The organism is Coprococcus hominis (ex Arizal et al. 2022), from assembly GCF_040094675.1.
Classification (GTDB): domain Bacteria; phylum Bacillota; class Clostridia; order Lachnospirales; family Lachnospiraceae; genus Coprococcus_C; species Coprococcus_C hominis.
In genome coordinates, this window is the sequence record NZ_JBBNHG010000026.1 from 171,523 (window position 1) to 193,689 (window position 22,167).

Consider the following 22,167-nt stretch of genomic DNA (forward strand, 5'->3'; position numbering starts at 1 on the left):
GTTACGATTCGTATTCTTCCAGATCCGGAGATTCACAGCTTGTATGTAAATCCCGGTACTTCTTCGGTGTGAGTCCATATAACTCCTGGAAAGAGCTTGTAAAATGGCTCTGGGAGGAGAAGTTTAAGTACTCTGAAATTTCAGAGATGGAATAATTACTATATTGCAACAGATGTGCCGCAGTTTTCAAACGCTCGGTCTTGATGTAAGCGGAGATGGACACATCCATTTCCTTTTTGAACAAACGGGAGAGATACGTCGGATTCATATTCAGGTATTCTGCGATGCTTTCTAAGCGAAGCTCCTGTTGCAGGTTTGCCTGAATATAGTCGACACATTTGACAATCTGCTTGGAATAGATACCTTTGCTGCGGTTGTCCTGCATTGCTTTTGTATAGCTCATGATCATTTCAGTCTGAATCTTGTCAACTTCTTCCTTTTTCTTGCACACGTCCATGCGCTGGATAAATATGTCGCTCATGCTGTAAGCAATCTCGCGTGGAAGACCATACTGTGCACAGAAGCGGCTTGTCATGGCTGCAAGGATTACAAAGTGATACTTGGCATTCTGTAATGGATCGGCAGATAACACACCATTTTTGTCATTACCGGTTGTGTAGCCTTTGTGTTCCTCGTATTCTTTATGACGGGCTTTTACCTCCTCCATGTTGCCATTGGCGATTGCTTTGTAGATGCCAAATTCTTTCTCGTAGTCCAGATGGCGGCTTTGCTCCTGTTGTTGTTGGAATAATTTCATGTTTACTTCTTTGTCAATATTCATAGATACTCCTTCTAAAAATCTTAATAATTCTCTCTTTTTAAATTTTTTTATAGTATATCATAATAGTGCAAAAAAAGACATATATTTGATATAAAAAACCAAAAAAAATCTGTATTATACAACCATAGACTTCAAGAGATACATTTCTACAAAAGATAACTCGTGTAGAGACGAATCGACAAAAGAGGAAGGAAGTCTTATGAGATTGGTATAAAGCATGAGAATGCTTTATATATATAGAATCCCCCCAAGATTCATATTAGTGTCACAAGACACACATTTCTCCTTCGCGTTATTTGATAACGCAGCTGGCGGTCAACTATCCCCAAGTTGACCGCTTTTGCATTTTCAGGATTTCTTTTACTTACATTCGTTTGAGATTTCATCTGCGATTTTACTGATGATAGAGACAACACGATCCTGGTCGATGGTCGAATACTGCTCGTAGGCATGGTAACAGCCCTGTACTAAAATCGTGATAAGAATATTGGCGCGGAGATCGGTGCGGTATTTTGGACATTTCTCGTATAATGCATTTTTGAGGGAGGTTTCCAGTCCTTCGGTGAGTGCGCTGACACGAGAGCCGGAAAAGACAATCCGGAAATTATGCCCCTGATCGATCGCTTTCTGGAACAACTGCTTTGTGACCTCACCGGTATGGGTAAGGATATTTTCCGGGTAAGGGAGTTCCTTTAACATCTCCTGAATCATGGACTGTTCAATACGTTCGGACAGGTCGTACATATCCCGGTAGTGCAGGTAGAAGGTCTGTTTGCTGATCTGGGCACGTTCTGTCAGCTCCTTGACGGTAATTTTCTCCAAAGGATATTTCTCCCGAAGTTCGATGAATGCCTGAAAAATATTCTGTCTTGTTTTCTGTATGCGTAAATCCATATCCGGTTCCTCCAGTTGTATAATATGCTTGCTTGACGATATAGAAAGATGCGTCAATTACTTTACTTGATTATAATATTATACAAAAGTAAAATTGGGTACGTCAAGATGAAAAATCAAAGATAAATCGAGGGAGAAAAAGGTTTTCATTTTTCATGAAATTTGGTATGATAAAAAGGATAAAATAATGGAGATACTATGCGATGACGAAGAAACAACGAGCCGCTATAATTATAGAGCGTTTGCGGGAAGCATACCCGGATGCCACATGTACTTTGGAGTATGATGAAGCGTGGAAGCTTCTGGTCGAGGTCCGGCTTGCTGCACAGTGTACGGATGCCAGAGTGAATATTGTCGTGCAGGATCTGTATGCGAAATATCCGACAGTGGCAGCACTTGCTGAGGCGAAGCCAGAGGATGTGGAGGCAATCGTGCGTCCGTGTGGACTTGGAAGAAGCAAGGCGAAGGATATTTGCGCATGCATGAAGGTGTTGCACGAGAAATATCAGGACAATGTACCGGATGATTTTGACGCGTTGCTGGCACTTCCGGGCGTAGGAAGAAAGAGTGCAAACCTGATCATGGGCGATGTGTTCGGTAAACCTGCGATCGTGACGGATACACATTGTATTCGTCTGGTGAACCGGATGGGACTTGTGGATGGCGAGAAAGATCCGAAGAAGGTCGAGATGGCATTGTGGAAGATCATCCCACCGGAAGAGGGCAGTGATTTATGTCACCGGTTGGTATATCATGGCAGAGATGTGTGCAGTGCGCGCACGAAGCCGCATTGTGATGTGTGCTGTCTGCAGGATATTTGTAAGAAATGTGGCGTTAAATAGACAGGAGGCTATACATGGCAGTCAAATATAGAGAGTTTAAATTTCATTCACATGCAGATAAGCTAGAGATTCATGCGATGACAGTTGCGCCGGAAGCAAAGATCATCGGTGTGGTGCAGATTCTGCATGGAATGTGTGAACACAAGGAACGGTATTATGATTTTATGAAGTATCTGGCAGAGAAAGGGTATCTGTGTGTGATCCATGACCATCGTGGACATGGCAGCAGCGTCGTGAGTGACGCAGATCTTGGGTACTTCTACGATGCTGGATATGATGGCTTGATCGAAGATGCACATCAGGTGACAGAACTGATTAAAGAGAGTGTCGGAGATGTGCCATATATTCTGCTTGGACACAGTATGGGTTCTCTCGTAGCCCGCTGTTATCTGAAGCGGTATGACGATGAGATCGACAAGGCAGTGATCGTCGGAAGCCCATCAATGCGGCGTGGCATTGCCCCGGGACTGCGGTTATTGAAGATTCTCCGTGGATGCAAGGGCAGGCGCAAGCACTCAAAGCTTATGGATCACATTATGATGAATTCGAGCTATGAGAGACGGTTTAAGAAGGAGAAATTACAGCATGCGTGGATCAATTCTGATCGCGATGCGGTAGAAAAATACAACAACGACCGGTATTGCAATTTCACATTTACATTAGATGGCTATGAGAATCTGGTCTATCTTCTGCAGGAGACATACAATAAGGATGGCTGGCAGATGAAGCATAAGGATCTGCCAATCAAGTTCTTCTCCGGCAAGGATGATCCATGTGCGATCAGTCCAAGTGATTTTGGAAAAGCAATTCATTTTATGAAGGATCTTGGATATACGGATGTCCGGGGCGCGATGTACAAGGGTATGCGTCATGAGATTTTGAATGAAAAAGGCAGAAAACGGGTATATCAAGACATATATGATTTTATAAAAAATTAAACGGTAAGAGTGGAACTATGAAAGTCAGAATGGCAGTTGAACAACCAAATAAGGACGCATTTATCGAGCAGGTGATGCGCAAATATCATTTTTCCACAGAAGAAAAAGAAGCGTTGCAGCAGGTATATGAGAAGGTTCGCATTTACATGGCACCGTATGCAATCTATCGGATCAACACACGGATGCGGGGCGTTCCGCTTCTCGATGCAGAACAGTCGGCGCTTGTGGCGATGACACTTGGCGAAGGTGTGGACCGTCTGCAGGAATATTATGAGCGGGAGCATGCGTTATCGGAAAGCTATATGGTTGAGTGTGTAGCAAATGAGCTGCTTTTGCAGATGTATGCGGATTTCAATCAGAGCTATCCGAAATTCCATCGCCGCTATGTGAAGCGGTATGTATTTGTCGGAGAGGAAATTCCTCTGGATGGGATGCAGGCACTCCTTATGGAAGTGTACGGCAGACAGCCGGCAGACATCGGACAGGAAAATGATATCACGGCAAATGAATATGGCGTGTTACAGCCATCAAAAAGCGTGGTGTTTTTTGCCCTACTATCCGATAATCCAGGGCAGCAGTGTCAGGGAATCTGTATGAACTGCGGGAATCTGGAATGTGAGAACCGTATGCAGGAGGCAAGGCAGATACAGGTGCGCATGGAAACACAGGAGATGGCGGCTGCTGTGGAACCGGAACAGAAGTTAAATTACGGATATCAGAGAATATTTGGACAAAAGTGAGGAACGGGAATTGGAGAAACAAAAGAAACGCTATATTATGGCGCTTGATGCCGGTACAACAAGCAACCGTTGTATCTTATTTGATAAGAGTGGTAAGATCGTGAGTATGGCGCAGAAAGAATTTACACAGATATTTCCGCAGCCAGGCTGGGTGGAGCATGACGCAAATGAAATCTGGTCGACGCAGCTGGGTGTGGCAGTGGAGGCGATGTCCAAGATCAATGTGACGGCAGAGGATATCGCAGCTATTGGAATTACGAACCAGCGGGAGACAACGATCATCTGGGATAAGAAGACCGGACAGCCAATCTGCAATGCGATCGTCTGGCAGTGCCGGAGAACCGCAGAATATTGTGAAGCGTTGCTTGGACAGACGATGACGGATGCAGAAGGGAATGTGCGTCCAATCAAAGATATGATCCAGCAAAAGACCGGTCTGATCTTAGATCCGTATTTCTCTTCGACAAAGGTAAAATGGGTGTTAGATCATGTGCCACAGGCAAGGCAGCGCGCGGAAGCCGGAGAGCTGTTGTTCGGAACGGTTGAGACATGGCTCATCTGGAAGCTGACCGGTGGAGCGGTGCATGTGACAGATTATTCCAATGCATCGCGGACGATGATGTTCAATATTCATACGCTCCAGTGGGATGCAGATATCTTAAAACTGTTGGATATTCCAGAATGCATGCTGCCAGAGGTGCGTTCGAACAGTGAAGTCTATGGTTATACATGTACGAATCTGCTGGGCGGCGAAATCCCGATCGCGGGTGCCGCAGGCGATCAGCAGGCAGCGCTGTTTGGACAGAATTGTTTCCATGCTGGCAACGCGAAGAATACATATGGAACCGGATGTTTCCTTCTGATGAATACCGGTGAGACACCGATCCTTTCTAAGCACGGGCTTGTAACGACGATCGGCTGGGGCAGAGAAGGAAAGATCAATTATGCACTCGAAGGTTCGATCTTCGTTGCAGGTGCAGCGATACAGTGGCTGCGTGATGAGATGGAATTTATCCGGGATGCGGCACAGAGTGAGGAACTTGCCACGCAGGTAGATGATACGGCAGGGTGTTATGTTGTTCCGGCATTTACCGGGCTTGGCGCTCCATATTGGGACAGTTACGCGCGTGGTACGATCGTGGGATTGACACGCGGTGTGAATAAAAAACATATCGTGCGTGCAACGCTTGATTCCATTGCCTATCAGGTTGCGGATGTGCTTGCGGCAATGAATCAGGATTCCGGGATTCACCTGCAATCGCTGAATGTGGATGGCGGAGCCAGTGCGAATAACTATCTGATGCAGACGCAGGCAGATATCATACAGGTTCCGGTCAGGCGTCCGGTATGTGTGGAGTCGACAGCGCTCGGAGCGGCATATCTGGCGGGACTGGCTGTTTCCTATTGGAAGGATATGGACGAGATCCGAAGTAACGCACAGATCGAGCGGATATTTGAACCACAGATCACAGAAGAAGAGAAGAATGAGCGTGTGCGCGGCTGGGAAAAGGCTGTGCGGACATCATTTGACTGGGCTAAAGGAGAGTGACAGACATGAATCCAATGAATTTTATGAAAGCAAAAGGACTGTTGACGCAGTTTACAACGAATCATCCGAAGCTTCCGGCATTTTTCAAGGCGGCATCGTCGCAGATTGGTGAAGGTTCAATCATAGAGATCAGTGTGACAACGGCAGAAGGGAAGAATCTCTGTACGAACATGAAGGTGAGACCGGAAGATATGCAGCTTGTTGAAGAGTTGAAGAATCTTTCAAAGTAAAAATAAACGATAGGAGGAACGCGCGATATGGAAGAAAACATAAAAGAAGCAATGACTGCAGCGCATGATAATATGCAGGAGAAGATGCAGGAAAAAGTTGCTGAAGTAAAAAATACGCTGGATAGTCTGGAGGGAACGAGCCGGGCAAACCGGTTCACGGTAACCGGGTATACGATTTATAATGCAGTTTTGCTGGTATGCTATCTTGCGGAGGTAATCAAGGGCAGCCGGACAGGCGGATATTTCGCAATCTTCGCAGCCCTTTCCATCCTGCCGCTCGCTGCAATCTGGATCGAATATAAGCGGAATCCGGCGAGTGAAAATCTGAAACGGATTTTGATTTATTCATATGCAGTATTTTACACCTTTACGATATTTACAACCGTGTCTCCGGTTGCGTTTGTGTATGGTGCACTTGTTAGTTTGTTCGTCATTGTATATGGAGAGAAACGATTGAGCTTTGGCGCAGCGGGAGGAATATTCCTCCTTAACCTGATTCATGTGATTTATATGGCAGCAAATGGCATGATAACGCCGCAGGATCTTCCGAATGTTGAAATCCGGATCGGGTTTACATTGCTGTTCGCGTTGTTTATGGTGATGGCGACAAATGTTATCATCTCGAACAATGAAGCGAAGATGAAGGCTATCACACAGGAGAAGGAGTCTGTATCTGCAATGTTAGAGCAGATACTGGAAATCTCTGAGAATATGATCGGAGATATTCTGACAGTTTCGGAGAAGATGACAACGCTGGAGGATTCGGTTACAAAGACAAAGGCATCCATGGAAGAAGTAACAAATGGAACGAACGATACTGCGGATTCGGTACAGTCCCAGCTTCTTAAGACAGAAGAAATCCAGCAGGTAATCGAGCGTGTGGAACATGTATCCGATACGATCGAGAGCGATATGGATGAGGCGAGCAAGGAGGTTGCACAGGGTAAGAATAAGATTGACGAACTGATCTCACAGGTGGAGACAAGCGATGAGGCGAGCAAGAAGGTGGCAACCGAGCTCGATAAGCTGACGGCATATGCAAGCCAGATGCAGGGAATCGTCGATATCATCGGGAACATCACCGATCAGACAAGCCTTCTTTCCTTGAATGCAAGTATCGAGGCAGCAAGAGTCGGCGAAGCAGGTAAGGGCTTTGCGGTTGTTGCATCTGAGATTTCTGCTCTTGCAGACCAGACCCAGGAAGCAACGGTCAATATCGCCGAACTGATTGGGAATATTTCTGAGGAGCTGACAGAGGTTGTAAATGTTGTCAGCTACCTGATTGATAACAATAAGTTACAGAGCATCGCAGCGACTGAGACTGCATCGAGCTTCGAGACGATTGCAAGCCGGACCCAGGATATCCATCAGTTGACAGAGGAGCTGACCGGACTGGTATCTTCTCTGGCACAGTCGAATGAGGCAATCGTGGATAGTATCCAGACAATCTCGGCAGCAACCGAGGAAGTGACAGCACATTCAAGCGTAACACTTGAGAGCAGCGAGGAGAACAGCTCGATTGTTGTAGAGGTTGGTGATATCGTCGGAGAATTGCAGGCACTTGCAGAACGTCTGAGTGCATTAAGCTAACATGGCTTTGACAAAGGAAAAATAACTGAAAAAAGGTTATTGACATTTTTTCTGAAGTAGAGTAGTATGAGTCTATCAAAAATGAATAGTGACACGAAACCAATGATGTGGAGATAACGTTACATCGTGCACGTACAGAGAATCCGGGAGGCTGAGAACCGGGTCGGACGCAGGGTAGCAAATGGACCACGGAGGGCATAGTCAAAGGAGCATCCGCTCTGAGTATTCTATGACGTTCGCATACGTTAGTTGCAGGGAATATGATAGTATTCTGAAAGAGCATGGGAGGAAACTCTCATGAAACAAGGTGGCACCGCGGGAATTCCGTCCTTGACAAAAGTATATTTTGTCAAGGACTTTTTTATTGCAATGAATAAATTATTGGAACCATGTCACGAAGAAAGGAGTTTGGAGATGATCAGACCAACATTAGAAGAAGCAATGCAGTATCAGAAGGATTACAAGGTTGTTCCGGTGTTAAAGGAAATCTATTCCGATATCCGCACACCGATGCAGGTACTGAAGATACTGAAAAAAGCAAGCAAGCATTGTTATATGTTAGAGAGTGTGGAGAATCAGGAAAACTGGGGACGCTATACATTCCTTGGTTACAAGCCAAAGCTTTGTGTGACATGTATGAACGGAAAGCTGAAAGTCACCGATGTGAACGGAACGGTTATCCGCGAGGAAATGGTACAGCATCCGGAAGCCTGTATCAACGAGATTCTGGCAGATTACAAAAGCCCGAAGATCGAAGGATTCCCGACATTCACCGGTGGACTGGTTGGGTATTTTGCATATGATTACATCAAATACAGTGAACCGAAGCTGAATCTGGATGCGGAAGATGAGGAAGGGTTTAATGATGTAGATCTGATGCTGTTCGATAAGGTGATTGCATTTGACAATGTGAAGCAGAAGCTGCTCATCATCGCGAATGCGAAGACGGATATCTTGACGGAGAATTACATCCATGCGGTGGAAGAAATATCCGAGATCATTGAACTGATCAAGCATGGAGAGGAAGCAGAGGTAGAACCGGCGAAGATGACATCCGAATACAGGAAGCTGTTCGATAAGGAAGACTTCTGCAACATGGTGGAAAAAGCAAAGAATTACATCTACGAAGGAGATATCTTCCAGGTTGTATTATCGAACCGGCTGGAAGCGGATTTCTCCGGAAGCCTGCTGAATACTTACCGGGTACTTCGTACGATCAACCCATCGCCGTATATGTTCTACTTCAGCGGCAATGACATCGAGGTAGCGGGAGCTTCCCCGGAGACATTGGTGAAGTTGGAAAATGGTGTGTTACATACCTTCCCATTGGCGGGAACGAGACCGAGAGGAAAGACGAAGGAAGAAGATCTCAAAAACGAAGAGGAACTTTTAGCAGACGAGAAAGAGCGATCCGAACATAATATGCTCGTTGATCTCGGAAGAAATGATATCGGCAAGATCAGCAAGTTCGGAAGCGTGGAAGTGGAGAAATACATGAGCATCGAGCGGTATTCGCATGTGATGCATATCGGTTCTACGGTACGCGGGGAACTGCGGGACGACTGCTCCGTGACAGATGCGGTCGATGCAATCCTTCCGGCAGGAACCTTGTCTGGCGCACCGAAGATCCGTGCCTGTGAGATTATCAATGAACTTGAGAACAACAAACGCGGCATCTACGGGGGAGCAATCGGATATATTGATTTTACCGGAAACTTAGATACCTGTATCGCGATCCGGATCGCATATAAGAAGAACGGAAAGGTATTCGTACGAAGCGGAGCCGGAATCGTGGCAGACAGTGTGCCGGAGAATGAATATCAGGAATGTATCAACAAGGCAAAGGCTGTGATGAAAGCAATCGAGATCTCACAGGAAATGACAGACTAAGAAAGGAGATGGCAGCATGATATTACTGATTGATAATTACGATAGTTTTTCGTACAACTTGTATCAGCTTATCGGAATGATCCGACCGGACATCAAGGTTATAAGAAATGATGAGATGACGATTGCGGAGATCGAAGCACTGGCACCGGATCACATCATCGTATCACCGGGACCGGGCAGACCAAAGGAGGCCGGAATCTGTGAGGAAGTCATTGATTACTTCAAAGGGAAGATTCCAATCTTCGGGGTGTGTCTGGGACATCAGGCAATCTGCGAGACATTCGGCGGCGAGATCGGATATGCGAAGAAGCTGATGCACGGAAAGATGTCTATCGTTGATCTCGACACCGACAGCGCCATCTTCAAGGGGATGGAACCAAAATTACAGGCAGCCAGATATCATTCACTTGCCGCAGAGGAAGACAAGCTTCCGGCGGAGCTGAAGGTAATCGCCCGCACGGAGGATGGCGAGATCATGGCAGTGGAGCACCGGGACTACCCGGTATACGGCGTACAGTTCCACCCGGAGTCAATCCTGACCCCCGATGGAAGGAAAATTATGGAGCGGTTTTTGAGTATGAAATAAGGAGGACAAAGCGATGATAAAAGAAGCGATCAGCAAAGCAATGAATAAAGAGAATCTGACAAGAGAGGAAGCCCTTCAGGTTATGAAGGAGATCATGAGCGGCGAGGCAGAACAGTCACAGGTCGCAGCATTTCTGGTAGCTCTGCATATGAAGGGGGAGACAGCCGAGGAGATTTCTGCCTGTGCCGAAGGTATGCGAAGCTTCGCAACGAAGCTCGACCGTGGCGATATGAATGTGATCGATATTGTCGGAACCGGTGGAGACCGTTCGAATACATTTAATATTTCGACTACTGCAGCAATCGTAACTGCAGCGGCAGGTGTGGCAGTTGCCAAGCACGGAAACCGAGCCGCTTCGAGCAAATGCGGAACCGCCGATTGCCTTGAGACACTCGGTGTCAATCTGATGCTTGAGCCGGAGAAGAATGCGAAGGTGCTGAAGGATACAAACCTGTGCTTCCTGTTCGCGCAGAAATATCATCCGGCAATGCGCTATGTCGGACCGGTAAGAAAGGCAATCGGTGTTCCGACTGTGTTTAATATTCTGGGACCACTGACAAATCCTGCTTATAATACATACCAGCTGCTCGGCGTGTACAGCGAGGAGCTGCTTGACACGGTAGCGAATGCGTTGAAGGATCTTGGCTTAAAACATGCGATGGTTGTCTATGGCAAGGATTGCTTAGATGAGATTTCCATGAGTGCGGATACTGAGGTTTGCGAGCTTGCCGATGGTAAAGTCACGAAGTACACGATCACGCCGGAACAGTTCGGATTCACACGATGCAGGAAGGAAGACTTGGTTGGAGGAACACCGGAAGAAAATGCAGCACTGGTGAAGGAAATCCTCGAAGGAAAGGTAACAGGTGCAAAGCTTGATGCCGTGCTGATTAACGCGGGTGCAGCCATCCATGTTGCGAAAAATGTGAGCATGGAGGAAGGTATCAAAGAGGCACGTGAGATGATCACAAGTGGCAAGGCGCTTGCAACTATGGAACAGTTTATCGCCGAAACGAATGCAGCATAAGGGAGTTAGAGCATGATATTAGATGAGATAGCAGAAAAGACACGGGCGCGTGTGGAAGAAGATAAAAAACAAATACCATTTTTCCATATGCGGAATGAAGCGGAGCGGCTGGCAGCGGAATTGCCGAAAGGAAACCGTCCGAAGTTATTTCCATTTTATCAGACTCTGAAGAGTCCGGGAATCTCGTTCATCTGTGAGGTGAAGAAGGCGTCTCCGTCGAAGGGTGTGATCGCAGAGGAATTCCCGTATCTGGAGATCGCGAAGGAGTATGAGATAGCCGGCGCATCCGCAATCTCGTGCCTGACGGAACCGTATTATTTTCAGGGAAAGGACATGTACTTAAAAGAGATTACCCAGCATGTGACAATTCCGGTATTGCGGAAGGATTTTACGATTGATCCGTATATGATCTATCAGGCACGGACGCTTGGCGCATCGGCAATCCTGCTGATCTGTTCTCTTCTTTCCCAGTCGGAGTTAGAAGAGTATCAGGCGATTGCAACGGAACTTGGTATGTCGGCGTTAGTTGAGGCACACGATGAGCAGGAAGTGGAGATGGCACTTCGTGCAGAGGCATCGATTATCGGTGTGAACAACCGGGATCTGAAGACATTTACGGTGGATATCAACAATTCCGCAAGGTATCGGAAGATGGTGCCAAAGGAAGTCGCATTTGTCTCGGAGAGCGGAATCAAGACGGCTGAGGATATTGCGAAGCTTCTGAAAAATGGTACGGATGCAGTGCTGATCGGTGAGACGCTGATGCGCAGTGAGAACAAGAAGCAGGCATTAGATGAATTGCGGGGAATATAGGCACGTGTCCTGGAATCGAATTGGCGTGCGAAGCAGGAGAAAGATGAACAGGCTGGAAGGAAAGTAAAATGCAGAAGATAAAATTATGCGGCATGATGAAGCCGTGCGATATCGAATATGCGAATCGGGTCAAACCGGATTTTGTCGGATTCATATTTGCGAATACAAGACGGAAGATCAGTGCCGCGCAGGCGAAGCAATTCCGGGAAGCATTGGATGCGGAGATTCCGGCAGTCGGTGTGTTCGTGAATGAAGATATTTCCGTGATCACATCGCTCGTGCAGAATGGATGTATCGACTTGATCCAGCTGCATGGTGAGGAAGATGCGGATTATATCAGACGTCTGCGAGAGGTATGTGACGTGCCGGTTATAAAGGCGGTCAAGGTGCAGACAGTCGAACAGATACGGCAGGCAGCGGCACTTCCGGTTGATTACCTGCTGTTAGATACCTACCGCAAGGGTGTACTTGGCGGAACCGGAGAGGCATTTGACTGGGAACTGCTGCGGGAGGCAAAGATAGTAGCCGGAGATACCGCAGAAGGAGAGTTGTTCGGAAAGCCGTATTTCTTAGCGGGCGGACTTCATGCGGGGAACCTGCGGGAGGCAGCAGCACTTGGAAGCTACGGGCTGGATGTAAGCTCCGGAATCGAGACAGACGGAAGCAAGGACTTTACCAAGATGGTCGAAGTTATGGAACTGGTGAGAAAATTTTAGATGTGAAGGAAATATAGTAATAACAAAAGTGTAGATATGAATATGTTCTATGTATGATATATCCAACGCTTATACATCTATATGCATATGTTTGAAACTTTTAGAAATGCTTGATGTTTCAGAAATATTAGCAATGTTTGAACACGATGTTCAAACAAGCCGCCACTGAGCCACGGATGGCGAATTGGCGGCGGTTGCGTAAAATTTGAATAATGTATATTGGAACATCTAGCATTTCTTAGTTTCAAAGCATCGCATATAGATGTATAAGCGTTGGATATGGACTGCATACATGGAACATATTGATAGTCATATTTCTAAGGAGGATAAGACATGTCGAAAGGAAGATTTGGAATTCATGGCGGTCAGTATGTGCCGGAAACGATCATGAACGCCGTCAATGAATTGGAAGCAACCTATAATAAATACAAGGATGATCCGGAATTTAACCGGGAACTGACCGAGCTGTATAATGAGTACGCAGGCAGACCGAGCAGACTTTATTATGCAGAGCGCATGAGCAAGGACCTGGGTGGAGCTAAGATCTACCTGAAGCGTGAGGACTTAAACCACACCGGTTCCCACAAAATCAACAATGTACTTGGACAGATGCTTCTGGCAAAGCGTATGGGTAAGACACGTGTGATCGCAGAGACCGGTGCCGGTCAGCATGGCGTTGCAACAGCGACCGTTGCAGCCATGATGGGCATGGAGTGTGAAATCTTCATGGGTAAGGAAGATACGATCCGTCAGGCATTGAATGTATACCGGATGCGTCTGCTTGGCGCGAAGGTACATGCAGTGGAAAGCGGAACCGGTACTCTGAAAGATGCGGTCTCCGAGACATTCCGTGAGTGGACAAGCCGGATTGACGATACGCATTATGTGCTTGGTTCGGTTATGGGACCATATCCATTTCCGACGATCGTGCGTGATTTCCAGTCGGTAATCAGCCGCGAGATTAAGCAGCAGATCATGGAGAAGGAAGGCAGACTTCCGGATGCCGTGCTTGCCTGTGTCGGTGGTGGTTCCAATGCGATCGGTGCATTCTACCATTTTATTGAGGATAAGAGCGTGCGTCTGATCGGTTGTGAGGCAGCCGGACGAGGCATAGATACATTCGAGACAGCAGCAACCTTAAATACCGGACGTCTTGGAATCTTCCACGGCATGAAATCTTATTTCTGTCAGGATGAATACGGACAGATTGCCCCGGTTTATTCGATTTCCGCAGGTCTAGACTATCCGGGCATCGGACCGGAGCATGCATACCTGCATGACATCGGCAGAGCGGAATATGTGGCAATCACAGACGATGAGGCGGTTGATGCATTTGAATATCTCTCGAAAATCGAGGGAATTATCCCAGCCATTGAGAGTGCGCATGCGGTTGCTTACGCAATGAAGCTTGCACCACAGATGGACAAGGATCAGATTATGGTTATCAATATTTCCGGACGCGGCGATAAGGACGTAGCAGCGATCGCCCGTTACAGAGGGGAGGATCTTCATGAGTAATATAGCAAAAGCATTTGAGCATGGAAAAGCGTTTATTCCGTTTATCACGTGTGGATATCCGGATTTGGAAACAACAGAGAAAATCGTGTATGCAATGGTTGATGCAGGGGCAGACCTGATCGAGCTTGGAATCCCATTTTCAGACCCGACGGCAGAAGGCCCGGTTATTCAGGAGGCAAATATCCGTGCGTTGGCCGGTGCGGATAAGGTGACGACAGACAAGGTGTTCGATCTGGTGCGCAGGCTGCGCCAGAAGGTCACGATTCCGATGGTATTTATGACTTACGCGAATGTTGTATTCTCTTATGGTTCAGAGAGATTTATCTCGACCTGTAAGGAAATCGGCATCGATGGATTGATCCTGCCGGATATCCCATATGAGGAAAAAGAAGAGTTTGATCCGATCTGCAAGCAGTATGGTCTGGATCTTGTATCCTTGATCGCGCCGACTTCACACGAACGGATCAGCATGATCGCGAAGGAAGCAAATGGATTCGTCTACTGTGTTTCTTCGCTCGGTGTAACCGGAACAAGAACCGAGATTACAACCAATGTCGGCGAGATGGTAGCCCTTGTGAAGAAAGCGAAGGACATTCCTTGCGCAATCGGATTCGGAATCTCAACGCCGGAGCAGGCAAAGAAGATGGCTACCTCCGCAGATGGCGTCATTGTCGGAAGTGCGATCGTGAAGATCATCGCAAAATACGGACGCGAGGCTGCACAGCCGGTGTTTGAGTATGTAAAGAGCATGAAGGATGCGATCTCGTAGAGGGGAATTATTGATGCATCTCGGAGGAATTATTGATAGTTTCCGGGATGGTTGATGTTGGAGAAATTATTGATTTGGGTGTGAATCCGGAAATTGAATTGTAAAAACCCACAGGATGGGCGTAATCTACTGAAAAAAGAGGATTGCGCCCATTTTTGCATGTTGAAAATGAATTCATGAGCCAGATATGGGTGTAAGGAGGAGAAATCCGGATGCTACGCCCACGTGGTGGGTTTTCGGACGAAAATGTGGTTGAAAAAGCCCAGGTTAAAAATCTGATAACAAATGGGAATCTGGTAACAACATATAAGAATTTATGGAAATGGCTGTTGGAACTGGATGGAATTATGGTGATTTATGTGCAAATTACAAGTTATGTGCAATCCGCCTATAATACATAAAATATGAATGTAATTTTATATGTATGCGTGATAAAATAGAGAGCGAGAACTTTAATTTTCTGTTACTTATAAAGATGTGAGAAATTTAGTTTTAGCAGACGGACAAAATTGAATTCTAAATGGCAAGAAATATTCCTTTAATAGGCGTATCATTTAACCATACAGAAGAAAGGAAGTGAATGCATGGAATGGCTGACTGCAATCAGAAAATCTATTGATTATATAGAGGAACATTTGAATGATAACATCAGTGCGCAGGATGTGGCAGAGCAAGTGTATGTATCCCCTCTGCATTTTCAAAGAGGTTTTTTGATTATGACCGGATATTCTATATCAGAGTATATTCGTAATCGTAAGCTATACATGGCGGCGCTTGAGCTGAAAAAGGCGAATAGGAAAGTAATAGACGTGGCATTTGATTATGGATATGACACACCGGACAGCTTTACGAAAGCGTTTACCAGATTTCATGGGATTTCTCCTGTGCAGGTAAAACAGGGCGGCGATATAAGAACCTTTCTTCCGTTGAGTGTAAAAATTACAGTTCAAGGAGGAGATAAAATGGACTACAAGATTACAAAAATGTTTGGATTTAAGGTGATAGGCTTTGCGAAAGAGTTTTCCTTTGATACGGCATATGAGGAAATTCCGAAATATTGGGATGAAATCTGTGAAAAATATGCGGCTAATGTATATGCAGGTAATCCACCTGCAAATCCATATGAAAAGGCATTCGTGGAAAATTGTATAGGAGAATATGGCATTTGTATTGATGACGGAAAAGCAGCTGATAAGGGAAAATTTACATATCTGGTTGCAGGTAAATATGCCGGTGGAGAAGTTCCGGAAGGAATGATGCTATATGAGTTTGAACAGGGGGAATGGGCGGTGTTTGACTGCGTAGGAGCAATCCCGGAGGCACTTCAATCACTAAATACCAGAATATTTAAAGAATGGTTACCGGGTAACGCTGATTATGAGATAAGCGGAAATGCGAATGTGGAATGGTATGACTGTGTAAATGGAGAAAACACAGATGCTGATTACCACAGTGCTATCTGGATTCCGGTAAAAAGAAAATAATTCAGAATCTAACACAAAAGCGAGGAAAAACATGAACATCACAGTATATTTAGGAGCCTTTGAAGGAAAGGATGCGAGCCTGAAGCAGGCAGTGCGGGAGCTTGGAACGTGGATTGGTGCGAGCGGAAATGCGCTGGTATATGGCGGATCAAAATCCGGATTGATGGGGGAAATTGCAGAGAGCGTCCTACAGGCTGGCGGCACGGTGACAGGCGTGGAACCGAAATTTTTCATGGATGCGGAATTGCAATATGACAACTTGACGGAACTTATAGTCACAAAGGATATGACGGAGCGGAAAACGAAGATGATCGAACTGGGGGATGCATTTATCGCATTTCCGGGCGGCACAGGAACGCTTGAAGAGATTTCGGAAGTGATATCGAAGGTGTCGCTGAAGCAGTTGGACGCGCCATGCATCTTGTATAATCTGAATGGATATTATGACAGCTTGAAAGCACTGCTTGCGCATATGATCGAGATGGGACTCTCGACACCAGAGCGGCAGCAGGGTATCTATTTTGCGGATTCCCTGGAGGAAATCAAGCAGATAATAAACAGATATTGAGATGTTGGGTCAGGTAATAAAGATGCCATAGGATAGATGCTATACGCTATGTACATGTATATCTGCTTGTTAATACTTGAAAAAATATAGTTTTATATAGGGTTTCCTGTGGGATTTTGAACATTCTTAGGTTTGCTATAATTTGTTGAATGTGTTACAATTATTCTTGTGATTAAGCAATTTGTTGTACAAATTTCACATAATGTATGAATTTTGTATACGAGCAGGAATTGTGTGATTGAAAGGAGAATGAATTATGGCAGTAAATCGTTTTGTATTGAATGGAATTTCTTATCATGGACATGGCGCGATTAATGAGATTCCTGGTATTGTGAAGTCAAAGGGATTTAAGAAGGCATTTGTAGCGTCTGATCCGGATCTGGTGAAGTTTGGCGTGACAGCGAAGGTGACCGATCTACTGAAGGAAAATAGCATAGAATATGAGTTATATTCTGATATCAAGCCGAATCCGACGATTGAGAATGTATTGCATGGTGTCGATGCGTATAAGGCTTCGGAAGCTGATTTTATGATCACCATTGGCGGTGGTTCATCCATGGATACAGGAAAAGCAATCGGTATTATTATCAACAATCCGGAATTTGCAGATGTTCGTTCTCTGGAGGGCGTTGCACCGACGAAGAAGCGGACGGTATTTACGATTGCGGTACCTACAACCGGTGGTACGGGTGCAGAGTCAACGATCAATTACGTAATTACGGATGTAGAGAAGAAGCGTAAGTTTGTATGTGTGGATCCGAACGATATCCCGGATGTTGCAGTGGTAGACCCGGATATGATGGCATCGATGCCGAAGGGACTGACTGCATCAACTGGAATGGATGCACTTACACATGCAATTGAAGGTTATACAACCGCAGGCGCATGGGAGCTGTCAGATTGTCTGGATTTAGAGGCAATCAAACTGATTGCAGCGAACTTGAGAAAAGCCGTAGAGAACGATCCGGACGGACGTGAGGGCATGGCGCTTGCACAGTATGTAACAGCGATGGCATATTCGAATGTAGGACTTGGAATTGCACATTCTATGGCACATACACTTGGTGCGGTATATGATACACCACATGGTGTAGCCTGTGCGATGATGCTTCCAATCGTCATGGAGTTCAACAAAGAATATACAGGAGAAAAGTACAAATCCATAGCAGAAGCATTTGGAATTGATACGACAGGCATGGATCAGGCAACTTACAGACAGGCTGCAATCGATGCGGTTCAGCAGTTGTCTATCGATGTTGGAATTCCGACAAAGCTGGAGAAGCTGAAGGAAGAAGATCTTCCGTTCTTGTGTGAATCTGCTGCAGCGGATGCGTGTGCACCGGGCAACCCTAGACCGGCAAGCTTAGAGCAGTTTGAGGAGATGTTCCGTAAGCTGATGTAAGTAGAGCAGTTTGAGGAGCTATTCTGTAAGCGGATATAAATGGTTGTGTGATGATTGCTAATTAAATTAAAACATAGCTACACAACGAAACTATAAAAATGAATTTCTAAATCATAAGAGGAGTCTTCATCTTGGTGATGTTATTTATCACAAGATGTTGGCTCCTTTTTGCGCAAAAAGTATTCCCATTTTTACAATGCTATGATAAAATAAGTTAGATGAAACTAACTTAAAAGAAAAACAAAATTACAACCACCAGACGGGCACAAATAAAAGTAGTATATGAAGCAGAATAGAAGGGGAGAGAAACCATGAAGGTAACAACGTTAGATACACAGGTGGCAGAGCAGATCGGGCACGCGTTTGGATATTATGACTATGGAGAGGAAGTCGGAATGGGCGCATTTTACCGCAGCAAGGATGCGGTCGCAACGTATATTGCCGGGTATGTTCGGATGGCATTTGAAGGCGGTATGCTCTATGCGACAAGCGAGCGGGGCGAGGGTTATATTGCTTATAAGGTGCCGGGACAGAAATTGAAGCTTAGAGCAGGCATGCAGCTTGTAAAAGCATTGTTTCATTCAATGAGCCTAAAAGAATTGATTCGGATGGGACAGGGAGTTTCCAAGGGAGGAACGTCGCTGCAGGATCGGATGAAAAAAGAGAAGAAACCTTATATATTTGTCGGCATGGTCTGTGTGCCGGAACAATATCAGGGACAGGGTTACATGCGGAAGGTGATGGAGCTTGCCTACGCAGAAGGCAACCGGCTGCAGGTTCCGGTGCTTCTGGAGACAGATGCGAAGTCGAAATGCGACAAATACATGCACCTTGGCATGCAATTAGATGGTGTACGTAATTTAGGAAAATATGGAAAATTATATGATCTGGTCAAATATCCGGATTGATTTATCCAAGATGACCGTGGTATTTCCTGAGATAGTATACGCCGGAAATACCACCCGGAATCCCAATCCAGAGTATCATAGCACCAGATGTCACAAGCCCAAAATCCGGAACTGTCAACGTGCAGGCGACATACAGCAGGACAATGGGAAGAGAGATATGCCCCAAAATGTTATGTGCAATTTTCCATGTCTCTTCGTCCCGTATGGTCCATGGCAGTCGCAACCCTGTGTACCGGTTGTATGGAATTCTTGGACATAGAATACCGGATGCAAGCATGATACAGCTTATAAATGCCATCGCAAATATTTTCTCGCCATTTTCAGAAAACGTTATAACATCAAGTGCTGTCAGACAGGCAACAAGAATCCCGATTATCAAAAATCCAATATTGATAAGTGTGGTCACGCGAAGGGTTCCAATACGTAGGTCATCTGTAGTTTCATTTGTCAATAGAGCAAGATTACGATACAAAATGATGGCTGCGCTGATCATGCACACACCGGTTAACAGGAGAGACACCAGTTCGTTTTTTACAATCAATGCAACCAGCATGGTTAAGAATGTAAGAAATAAAATAGTACCTCTTTTTCTGCCTGCCTGAAGACGATTTCTTTCCTGCTGATTTTTCAGAGCCAGTTGTTCATTCAGGTCCGCTAATTGATCGGCAAGTGCCTGATGATTGTTTGGTTCTGTTTCTATTCCGAGCAGCTGGCTGACCGATACGTCAAGCACGTCTGCAAGACGAATCAGCACATCGGCATCCGGAACAGATAAACCGTTTTCCCATTTGGACACAGTCTGGCGGACAACATGCAGCTTCACAGCCAGCTCTTCCTGATTGAGCCCTTTTTTTTTTCGGAAATGTTTGATATTCTCGTTGATCATTGTTTTACGTCCTTTCTTATGTGGTAAGCATAGCATTATTATACGAAGCGTTTATGGCGGATGCAAGCAATGAAAATTAACATTGGCAAAAAGACGGTGAAAACCAAAAAACAGACTTGACAAGAGGGTTAGTCCAAACTAACATAACAGGTGCTGTGGAGCTCATTTTTTATAACATAACAAATCGTAACAACTGTTATGTTGAGAAACAATAAAAGCTTACCAGAATCAGGTAGAAGCAAGACTAATAAAAGGAAGCGAGGCAATCACATGAACGAAAAAACAAAAGTACAGGTACAGGGAGTTCCGGAGACAATGCTGCAGACATTATATGCGAGAGCGCAGGAGTCAAAGAAGCCGAACCATCATATCTACGACGAGCGGGCAATCGAAGTGGTATCCCGTCTAGATTATGATTTCTCCAAGGCGGAAAGCGACAAGGCGATGAGCTTGGGAGTAATCGCGCGGACGATCGTGCTTGATAAGCTGGTCGGAGATTTTCTGTCTCATTATTCACACGCGGTTGTCCTGAACATTGCATGCGGTATGGATACACGCTGCTATCGGATGGAAGGAAAATACGACCGCTGGTATAACATTGACCTGCCGGAGACGATGGCGGTCCGGAGCCGTTTCTTCGAGGAGCGGGGGTCGATCTTCCAGATCGCAAAATCTGCAATGGACGCAAGCTATATGGATGACATCGAGTATCATGGCGAGCCGGTGCTGGTAATCATTGAGGGCTTGACGATGTATCTGTCCGAGGCGGATGTCAAGCAGATATTCGATATTCTTGACAAGCGGTTTTCGAAAGCAGTCGTGCTTGTAGAAACGATGTCGCCGTTTGTAGTAAAGCATATCAAGGAGAAATCCATCGAGAAGAGTGCGGCGAAGTTTTCATGGGGCGTAAAAAATGGTGCGGCGTTGGAACAGGTAATTCCTCGTTTTAAGAATAAGCGTGATGTAAGTCTGGTTGAGGGGATGAAAGTATTGATGCCGATTTACAAGGTGATCGGGAAAATCCCGGCAGTACGAAATTTCTCAAATAAAATCTGTGTGATGAAGAAATAGTGATATAATAATTTTGTCATGCAAATAAGCAATAAGGAGAATCGATAAATGGAGCTTCGGGTATTACGCTATTTTCTGACCGTGGCGAAGGAGCAGAGCTTCACGAAGGCTGCGGAACAATTACATATCACACAGCCAACGCTGTCAAGACAGCTTGCAGCATTGGAGGAAGAGCTTGGAACCGTGCTGTTCAACCGTGGCGGACGGAATGTTACGTTGACCGACGAGGGAATCCTGCTCAAGCGGCGAGCCCTTGAAATCATCGATCTCGAAGATAAGATCCGGGAGGAATTCAAGGAAAGTCAGGTCGTCGATGGAACAATCACGATTGGATGCGGTGAGTTCGCAGCAGTGGAGCTGCTGGCACAGATCTGCGAGCGGTACCGGGCGAAATATCCGATGGTTCAGATCCGGGTGCATACCGGAACAGCAGATACGATCTATGAGATGATGAATAAAGGACTGGTAGACATCGGGCTTTACATGGAGCCGGTGAATCTGGAAGGACTGGATTATATCCGTTTTCCGGAGAGTGACCACTGGGTTGTAGGCATGCGACCGGACGATCCGCTGGCAGAAAAATCATATATTACGAAAGAGGACTTATTGCCGTTACCGCTGATATTGCCGGAACGGTCGGGCGTACAAAGTGAGCTTGCGAATTGGTTTGGCAAGGACTTTGCGAAGCTGAACATAGCATTTACAAGCAATCTCGGTACAAATGCAGCAATCCTGGCGATGCAGGGGCTTGGTTATCCAATCTCCATTGAAGGCGCCGGCAGATACTGGCGATCTGATCTGCTTGTGCAGAAAAAACTGTATCCGGAAATCACGGCAAGTACTGTGATCGCATGGCGCAGGAACATTCCGTACGCGCAGGCTGTCCTCAAATTCATTGACGAGATCAATGCCTTTCAGGCATAATAAAGCATTCAATGTAAGTATTAGACATAATACAATACAAT

The 22,167-nt window shown here is 45.8% G+C and carries 23 protein-coding genes; 20 read left to right on the forward strand and 3 right to left on the reverse strand.

The window, feature by feature from the left end:
* Nucleotide 1: 1 nt before the first annotated feature.
* Together AAAT93_RS04260 and AAAT93_RS04265 are read right to left on the reverse strand one after the other, a co-directional pair.
* Nucleotides 2-781, reverse strand: coding sequence for an AraC family transcriptional regulator (locus AAAT93_RS04260; RefSeq protein WP_021986369.1), 780 nt, complete (start codon nucleotides 779-781; stop codon nucleotides 2-4).
* Nucleotides 782-1,141: 360 nt separating this feature from the next.
* Entirely contained in the window at nucleotides 1,142-1,675 is a 534-nt protein-coding gene (locus AAAT93_RS04265; RefSeq protein WP_021986368.1) for a TetR/AcrR family transcriptional regulator, read from the reverse strand.
* Nucleotides 1,676-1,878: 203 nt separating this feature from the next.
* On the opposite strand from AAAT93_RS04265, the gene AAAT93_RS04270 reads away from it, so the two are divergent.
* The 18 genes from AAAT93_RS04270 (at nucleotide 1,879) to AAAT93_RS04355 (ending at nucleotide 19,245) form a co-directional block, all read left to right on the forward strand.
* Nucleotides 1,879-2,517, forward strand: coding sequence for an endonuclease III domain-containing protein (locus tag AAAT93_RS04270; RefSeq protein WP_021986367.1), 639 nt, complete (start codon nucleotides 1,879-1,881; stop codon nucleotides 2,515-2,517).
* 14 nt (nucleotides 2,518-2,531) lie between these two features.
* On the forward strand, nucleotides 2,532-3,455 hold the full coding sequence (locus AAAT93_RS04275; RefSeq protein ID WP_118671569.1) for an alpha/beta fold hydrolase: 924 nt from the start codon (nucleotides 2,532-2,534) through the stop codon (nucleotides 3,453-3,455).
* A gap of 17 nt (nucleotides 3,456-3,472) precedes the next feature.
* Entirely contained in the window at nucleotides 3,473-4,195 is a 723-nt protein-coding gene (locus tag AAAT93_RS04280; RefSeq protein ID WP_021986365.1) for a hypothetical protein, read from the forward strand.
* Nucleotides 4,182-5,744: a glycerol kinase GlpK gene (gene glpK, locus AAAT93_RS04285; RefSeq protein ID WP_349095479.1), complete on the forward strand. Its 1,563-nt coding sequence runs from the start codon at nucleotides 4,182-4,184 to the stop codon at nucleotides 5,742-5,744. Before AAAT93_RS04280 ends, glpK begins: the two co-directional genes overlap by 14 nt.
* A gap of 5 nt (nucleotides 5,745-5,749) precedes the next feature.
* Nucleotides 5,750-5,974 carry a hypothetical protein gene (locus AAAT93_RS04290; protein WP_021986363.1) on the forward strand — a complete coding sequence of 75 codons (225 nt, stop codon included), beginning with the start codon at nucleotides 5,750-5,752 and terminating at the stop codon, nucleotides 5,972-5,974.
* Nucleotides 5,975-6,001: 27 nt separating this feature from the next.
* Complete coding sequence (locus AAAT93_RS04295; protein ID WP_227573023.1) at nucleotides 6,002-7,564, forward strand: methyl-accepting chemotaxis protein; 1,563 nt, start codon at nucleotides 6,002-6,004, stop codon at nucleotides 7,562-7,564.
* Between the two features lie 414 nt (nucleotides 7,565-7,978).
* Nucleotides 7,979-9,454, forward strand: coding sequence for an anthranilate synthase component I (trpE, locus tag AAAT93_RS04300; protein WP_227573074.1), 1,476 nt, complete (start codon nucleotides 7,979-7,981; stop codon nucleotides 9,452-9,454).
* Nucleotides 9,455-9,470: 16 nt separating this feature from the next.
* Nucleotides 9,471-10,040: an anthranilate synthase component II gene (locus AAAT93_RS04305; protein ID WP_227573024.1), complete on the forward strand. Its 570-nt coding sequence runs from the start codon at nucleotides 9,471-9,473 to the stop codon at nucleotides 10,038-10,040.
* Nucleotides 10,041-10,053: 13 nt separating this feature from the next.
* Nucleotides 10,054-11,067, forward strand: a complete 1,014-nt coding sequence (gene trpD / locus AAAT93_RS04310; protein ID WP_021986359.1) for an anthranilate phosphoribosyltransferase — start codon at nucleotides 10,054-10,056, stop codon at nucleotides 11,065-11,067.
* Nucleotides 11,068-11,079: 12 nt separating this feature from the next.
* Nucleotides 11,080-11,880, forward strand: a complete 801-nt coding sequence (gene trpC, locus AAAT93_RS04315; RefSeq protein WP_227573025.1) for an indole-3-glycerol phosphate synthase TrpC — start codon at nucleotides 11,080-11,082, stop codon at nucleotides 11,878-11,880.
* Nucleotides 11,881-11,948: 68 nt separating this feature from the next.
* Entirely contained in the window at nucleotides 11,949-12,596 is a 648-nt protein-coding gene (locus tag AAAT93_RS04320) for a phosphoribosylanthranilate isomerase (protein WP_227573026.1), read from the forward strand.
* Nucleotides 12,597-12,929: 333 nt separating this feature from the next.
* The gene (trpB, locus tag AAAT93_RS04325; protein WP_021986356.1) at nucleotides 12,930-14,114 is read left to right on the forward strand and encodes a tryptophan synthase subunit beta; all 1,185 of its coding nucleotides are present in this window, start codon (nucleotides 12,930-12,932) and stop codon (nucleotides 14,112-14,114) included.
* Complete coding sequence (trpA, locus tag AAAT93_RS04330) at nucleotides 14,107-14,883, forward strand: tryptophan synthase subunit alpha (protein ID WP_021986355.1); 777 nt, start codon at nucleotides 14,107-14,109, stop codon at nucleotides 14,881-14,883. Before trpB ends, trpA begins: the two co-directional genes overlap by 8 nt.
* Nucleotides 14,884-15,095: 212 nt before the next feature.
* A complete protein-coding gene (locus AAAT93_RS04335) occupies nucleotides 15,096-15,284 on the forward strand; it encodes a hypothetical protein (protein WP_021986354.1) in 189 nt (62 codons plus the stop codon).
* A 183-nt stretch (nucleotides 15,285-15,467) separates the two neighbouring features.
* Entirely contained in the window at nucleotides 15,468-16,367 is a 900-nt protein-coding gene (locus AAAT93_RS04340) for an AraC family transcriptional regulator (protein ID WP_118671563.1), read from the forward strand.
* A 31-nt stretch (nucleotides 16,368-16,398) separates the two neighbouring features.
* Complete coding sequence (locus AAAT93_RS04345) at nucleotides 16,399-16,935, forward strand: TIGR00730 family Rossman fold protein (RefSeq protein WP_227573027.1); 537 nt, start codon at nucleotides 16,399-16,401, stop codon at nucleotides 16,933-16,935.
* 256 nt (nucleotides 16,936-17,191) lie between these two features.
* A complete protein-coding gene (gene fucO / locus AAAT93_RS04350) occupies nucleotides 17,192-18,337 on the forward strand; it encodes a lactaldehyde reductase (protein WP_177970389.1) in 1,146 nt (381 codons plus the stop codon).
* 311 nt (nucleotides 18,338-18,648) lie between these two features.
* Entirely contained in the window at nucleotides 18,649-19,245 is a 597-nt protein-coding gene (locus AAAT93_RS04355; RefSeq protein WP_117781616.1) for an N-acetyltransferase, read from the forward strand.
* Between the two features lies 1 nt (nucleotide 19,246).
* On the opposite strand, the gene AAAT93_RS04360 is transcribed toward AAAT93_RS04355, so the two are convergent.
* A complete protein-coding gene (locus tag AAAT93_RS04360) occupies nucleotides 19,247-20,131 on the reverse strand; it encodes a helix-turn-helix domain-containing protein (RefSeq protein ID WP_227573028.1) in 885 nt (294 codons plus the stop codon).
* Nucleotides 20,132-20,401: 270 nt separating this feature from the next.
* Between AAAT93_RS04360 and AAAT93_RS04365 the strand changes: the two genes are divergently transcribed.
* Complete coding sequence (locus tag AAAT93_RS04365; protein ID WP_118544732.1) at nucleotides 20,402-21,202, forward strand: class I SAM-dependent methyltransferase; 801 nt, start codon at nucleotides 20,402-20,404, stop codon at nucleotides 21,200-21,202.
* 48 nt (nucleotides 21,203-21,250) lie between these two features.
* Entirely contained in the window at nucleotides 21,251-22,126 is an 876-nt protein-coding gene (locus AAAT93_RS04370; RefSeq protein WP_177969420.1) for a LysR family transcriptional regulator, read from the forward strand.
* Nucleotides 22,127-22,167 lie beyond the last annotated feature (41 nt).

Bases quoted from the DNA above. Each gene is read 5' to 3' on its own strand.
- AAAT93_RS04265 (WP_021986368.1), bottom strand. From the start codon at position 1,675: ATGGATTTACGCATACAGAAAACAAGACAGAATATTTTTCAGGCATTC.
- AAAT93_RS04335 (WP_021986354.1), top strand. From the start codon at position 15,096: ATGCTACGCCCACGTGGTGGGTTTTCGGACGAAAATGTGGTTGAAAAA.
- fucO (WP_177970389.1), top strand. From the start codon at position 17,192: ATGGCAGTAAATCGTTTTGTATTGAATGGAATTTCTTATCATGGACAT.
- trpE (WP_227573074.1), top strand. From the start codon at position 7,979: ATGATCAGACCAACATTAGAAGAAGCAATGCAGTATCAGAAGGATTAC.
- AAAT93_RS04275 (WP_118671569.1), top strand. From the start codon at position 2,532: ATGGCAGTCAAATATAGAGAGTTTAAATTTCATTCACATGCAGATAAG.
- AAAT93_RS04260 (WP_021986369.1), bottom strand. From the start codon at position 781: ATGAATATTGACAAAGAAGTAAACATGAAATTATTCCAACAACAACAG.
- AAAT93_RS04370 (WP_177969420.1), top strand. From the start codon at position 21,251: ATGGAGCTTCGGGTATTACGCTATTTTCTGACCGTGGCGAAGGAGCAG.
- trpB (WP_021986356.1), top strand. From the start codon at position 12,930: ATGTCGAAAGGAAGATTTGGAATTCATGGCGGTCAGTATGTGCCGGAA.
- AAAT93_RS04355 (WP_117781616.1), top strand. From the start codon at position 18,649: ATGAAGGTAACAACGTTAGATACACAGGTGGCAGAGCAGATCGGGCAC.
- AAAT93_RS04320 (WP_227573026.1), top strand. From the start codon at position 11,949: ATGCAGAAGATAAAATTATGCGGCATGATGAAGCCGTGCGATATCGAA.
- AAAT93_RS04360 (WP_227573028.1), bottom strand. From the start codon at position 20,131: ATGATCAACGAGAATATCAAACATTTCCGAAAAAAAAAAGGGCTCAAT.
- trpA (WP_021986355.1), top strand. From the start codon at position 14,107: ATGAGTAATATAGCAAAAGCATTTGAGCATGGAAAAGCGTTTATTCCG.
- AAAT93_RS04365 (WP_118544732.1), top strand. From the start codon at position 20,402: ATGAACGAAAAAACAAAAGTACAGGTACAGGGAGTTCCGGAGACAATG.
- AAAT93_RS04270 (WP_021986367.1), top strand. From the start codon at position 1,879: ATGACGAAGAAACAACGAGCCGCTATAATTATAGAGCGTTTGCGGGAA.
- AAAT93_RS04305 (WP_227573024.1), top strand. From the start codon at position 9,471: ATGATATTACTGATTGATAATTACGATAGTTTTTCGTACAACTTGTAT.
- AAAT93_RS04280 (WP_021986365.1), top strand. From the start codon at position 3,473: ATGAAAGTCAGAATGGCAGTTGAACAACCAAATAAGGACGCATTTATC.
- AAAT93_RS04290 (WP_021986363.1), top strand. From the start codon at position 5,750: ATGAATCCAATGAATTTTATGAAAGCAAAAGGACTGTTGACGCAGTTT.
- trpD (WP_021986359.1), top strand. From the start codon at position 10,054: ATGATAAAAGAAGCGATCAGCAAAGCAATGAATAAAGAGAATCTGACA.
- AAAT93_RS04295 (WP_227573023.1), top strand. From the start codon at position 6,002: ATGGAAGAAAACATAAAAGAAGCAATGACTGCAGCGCATGATAATATG.
- AAAT93_RS04345 (WP_227573027.1), top strand. From the start codon at position 16,399: ATGAACATCACAGTATATTTAGGAGCCTTTGAAGGAAAGGATGCGAGC.
- AAAT93_RS04340 (WP_118671563.1), top strand. From the start codon at position 15,468: ATGGAATGGCTGACTGCAATCAGAAAATCTATTGATTATATAGAGGAA.
- trpC (WP_227573025.1), top strand. From the start codon at position 11,080: ATGATATTAGATGAGATAGCAGAAAAGACACGGGCGCGTGTGGAAGAA.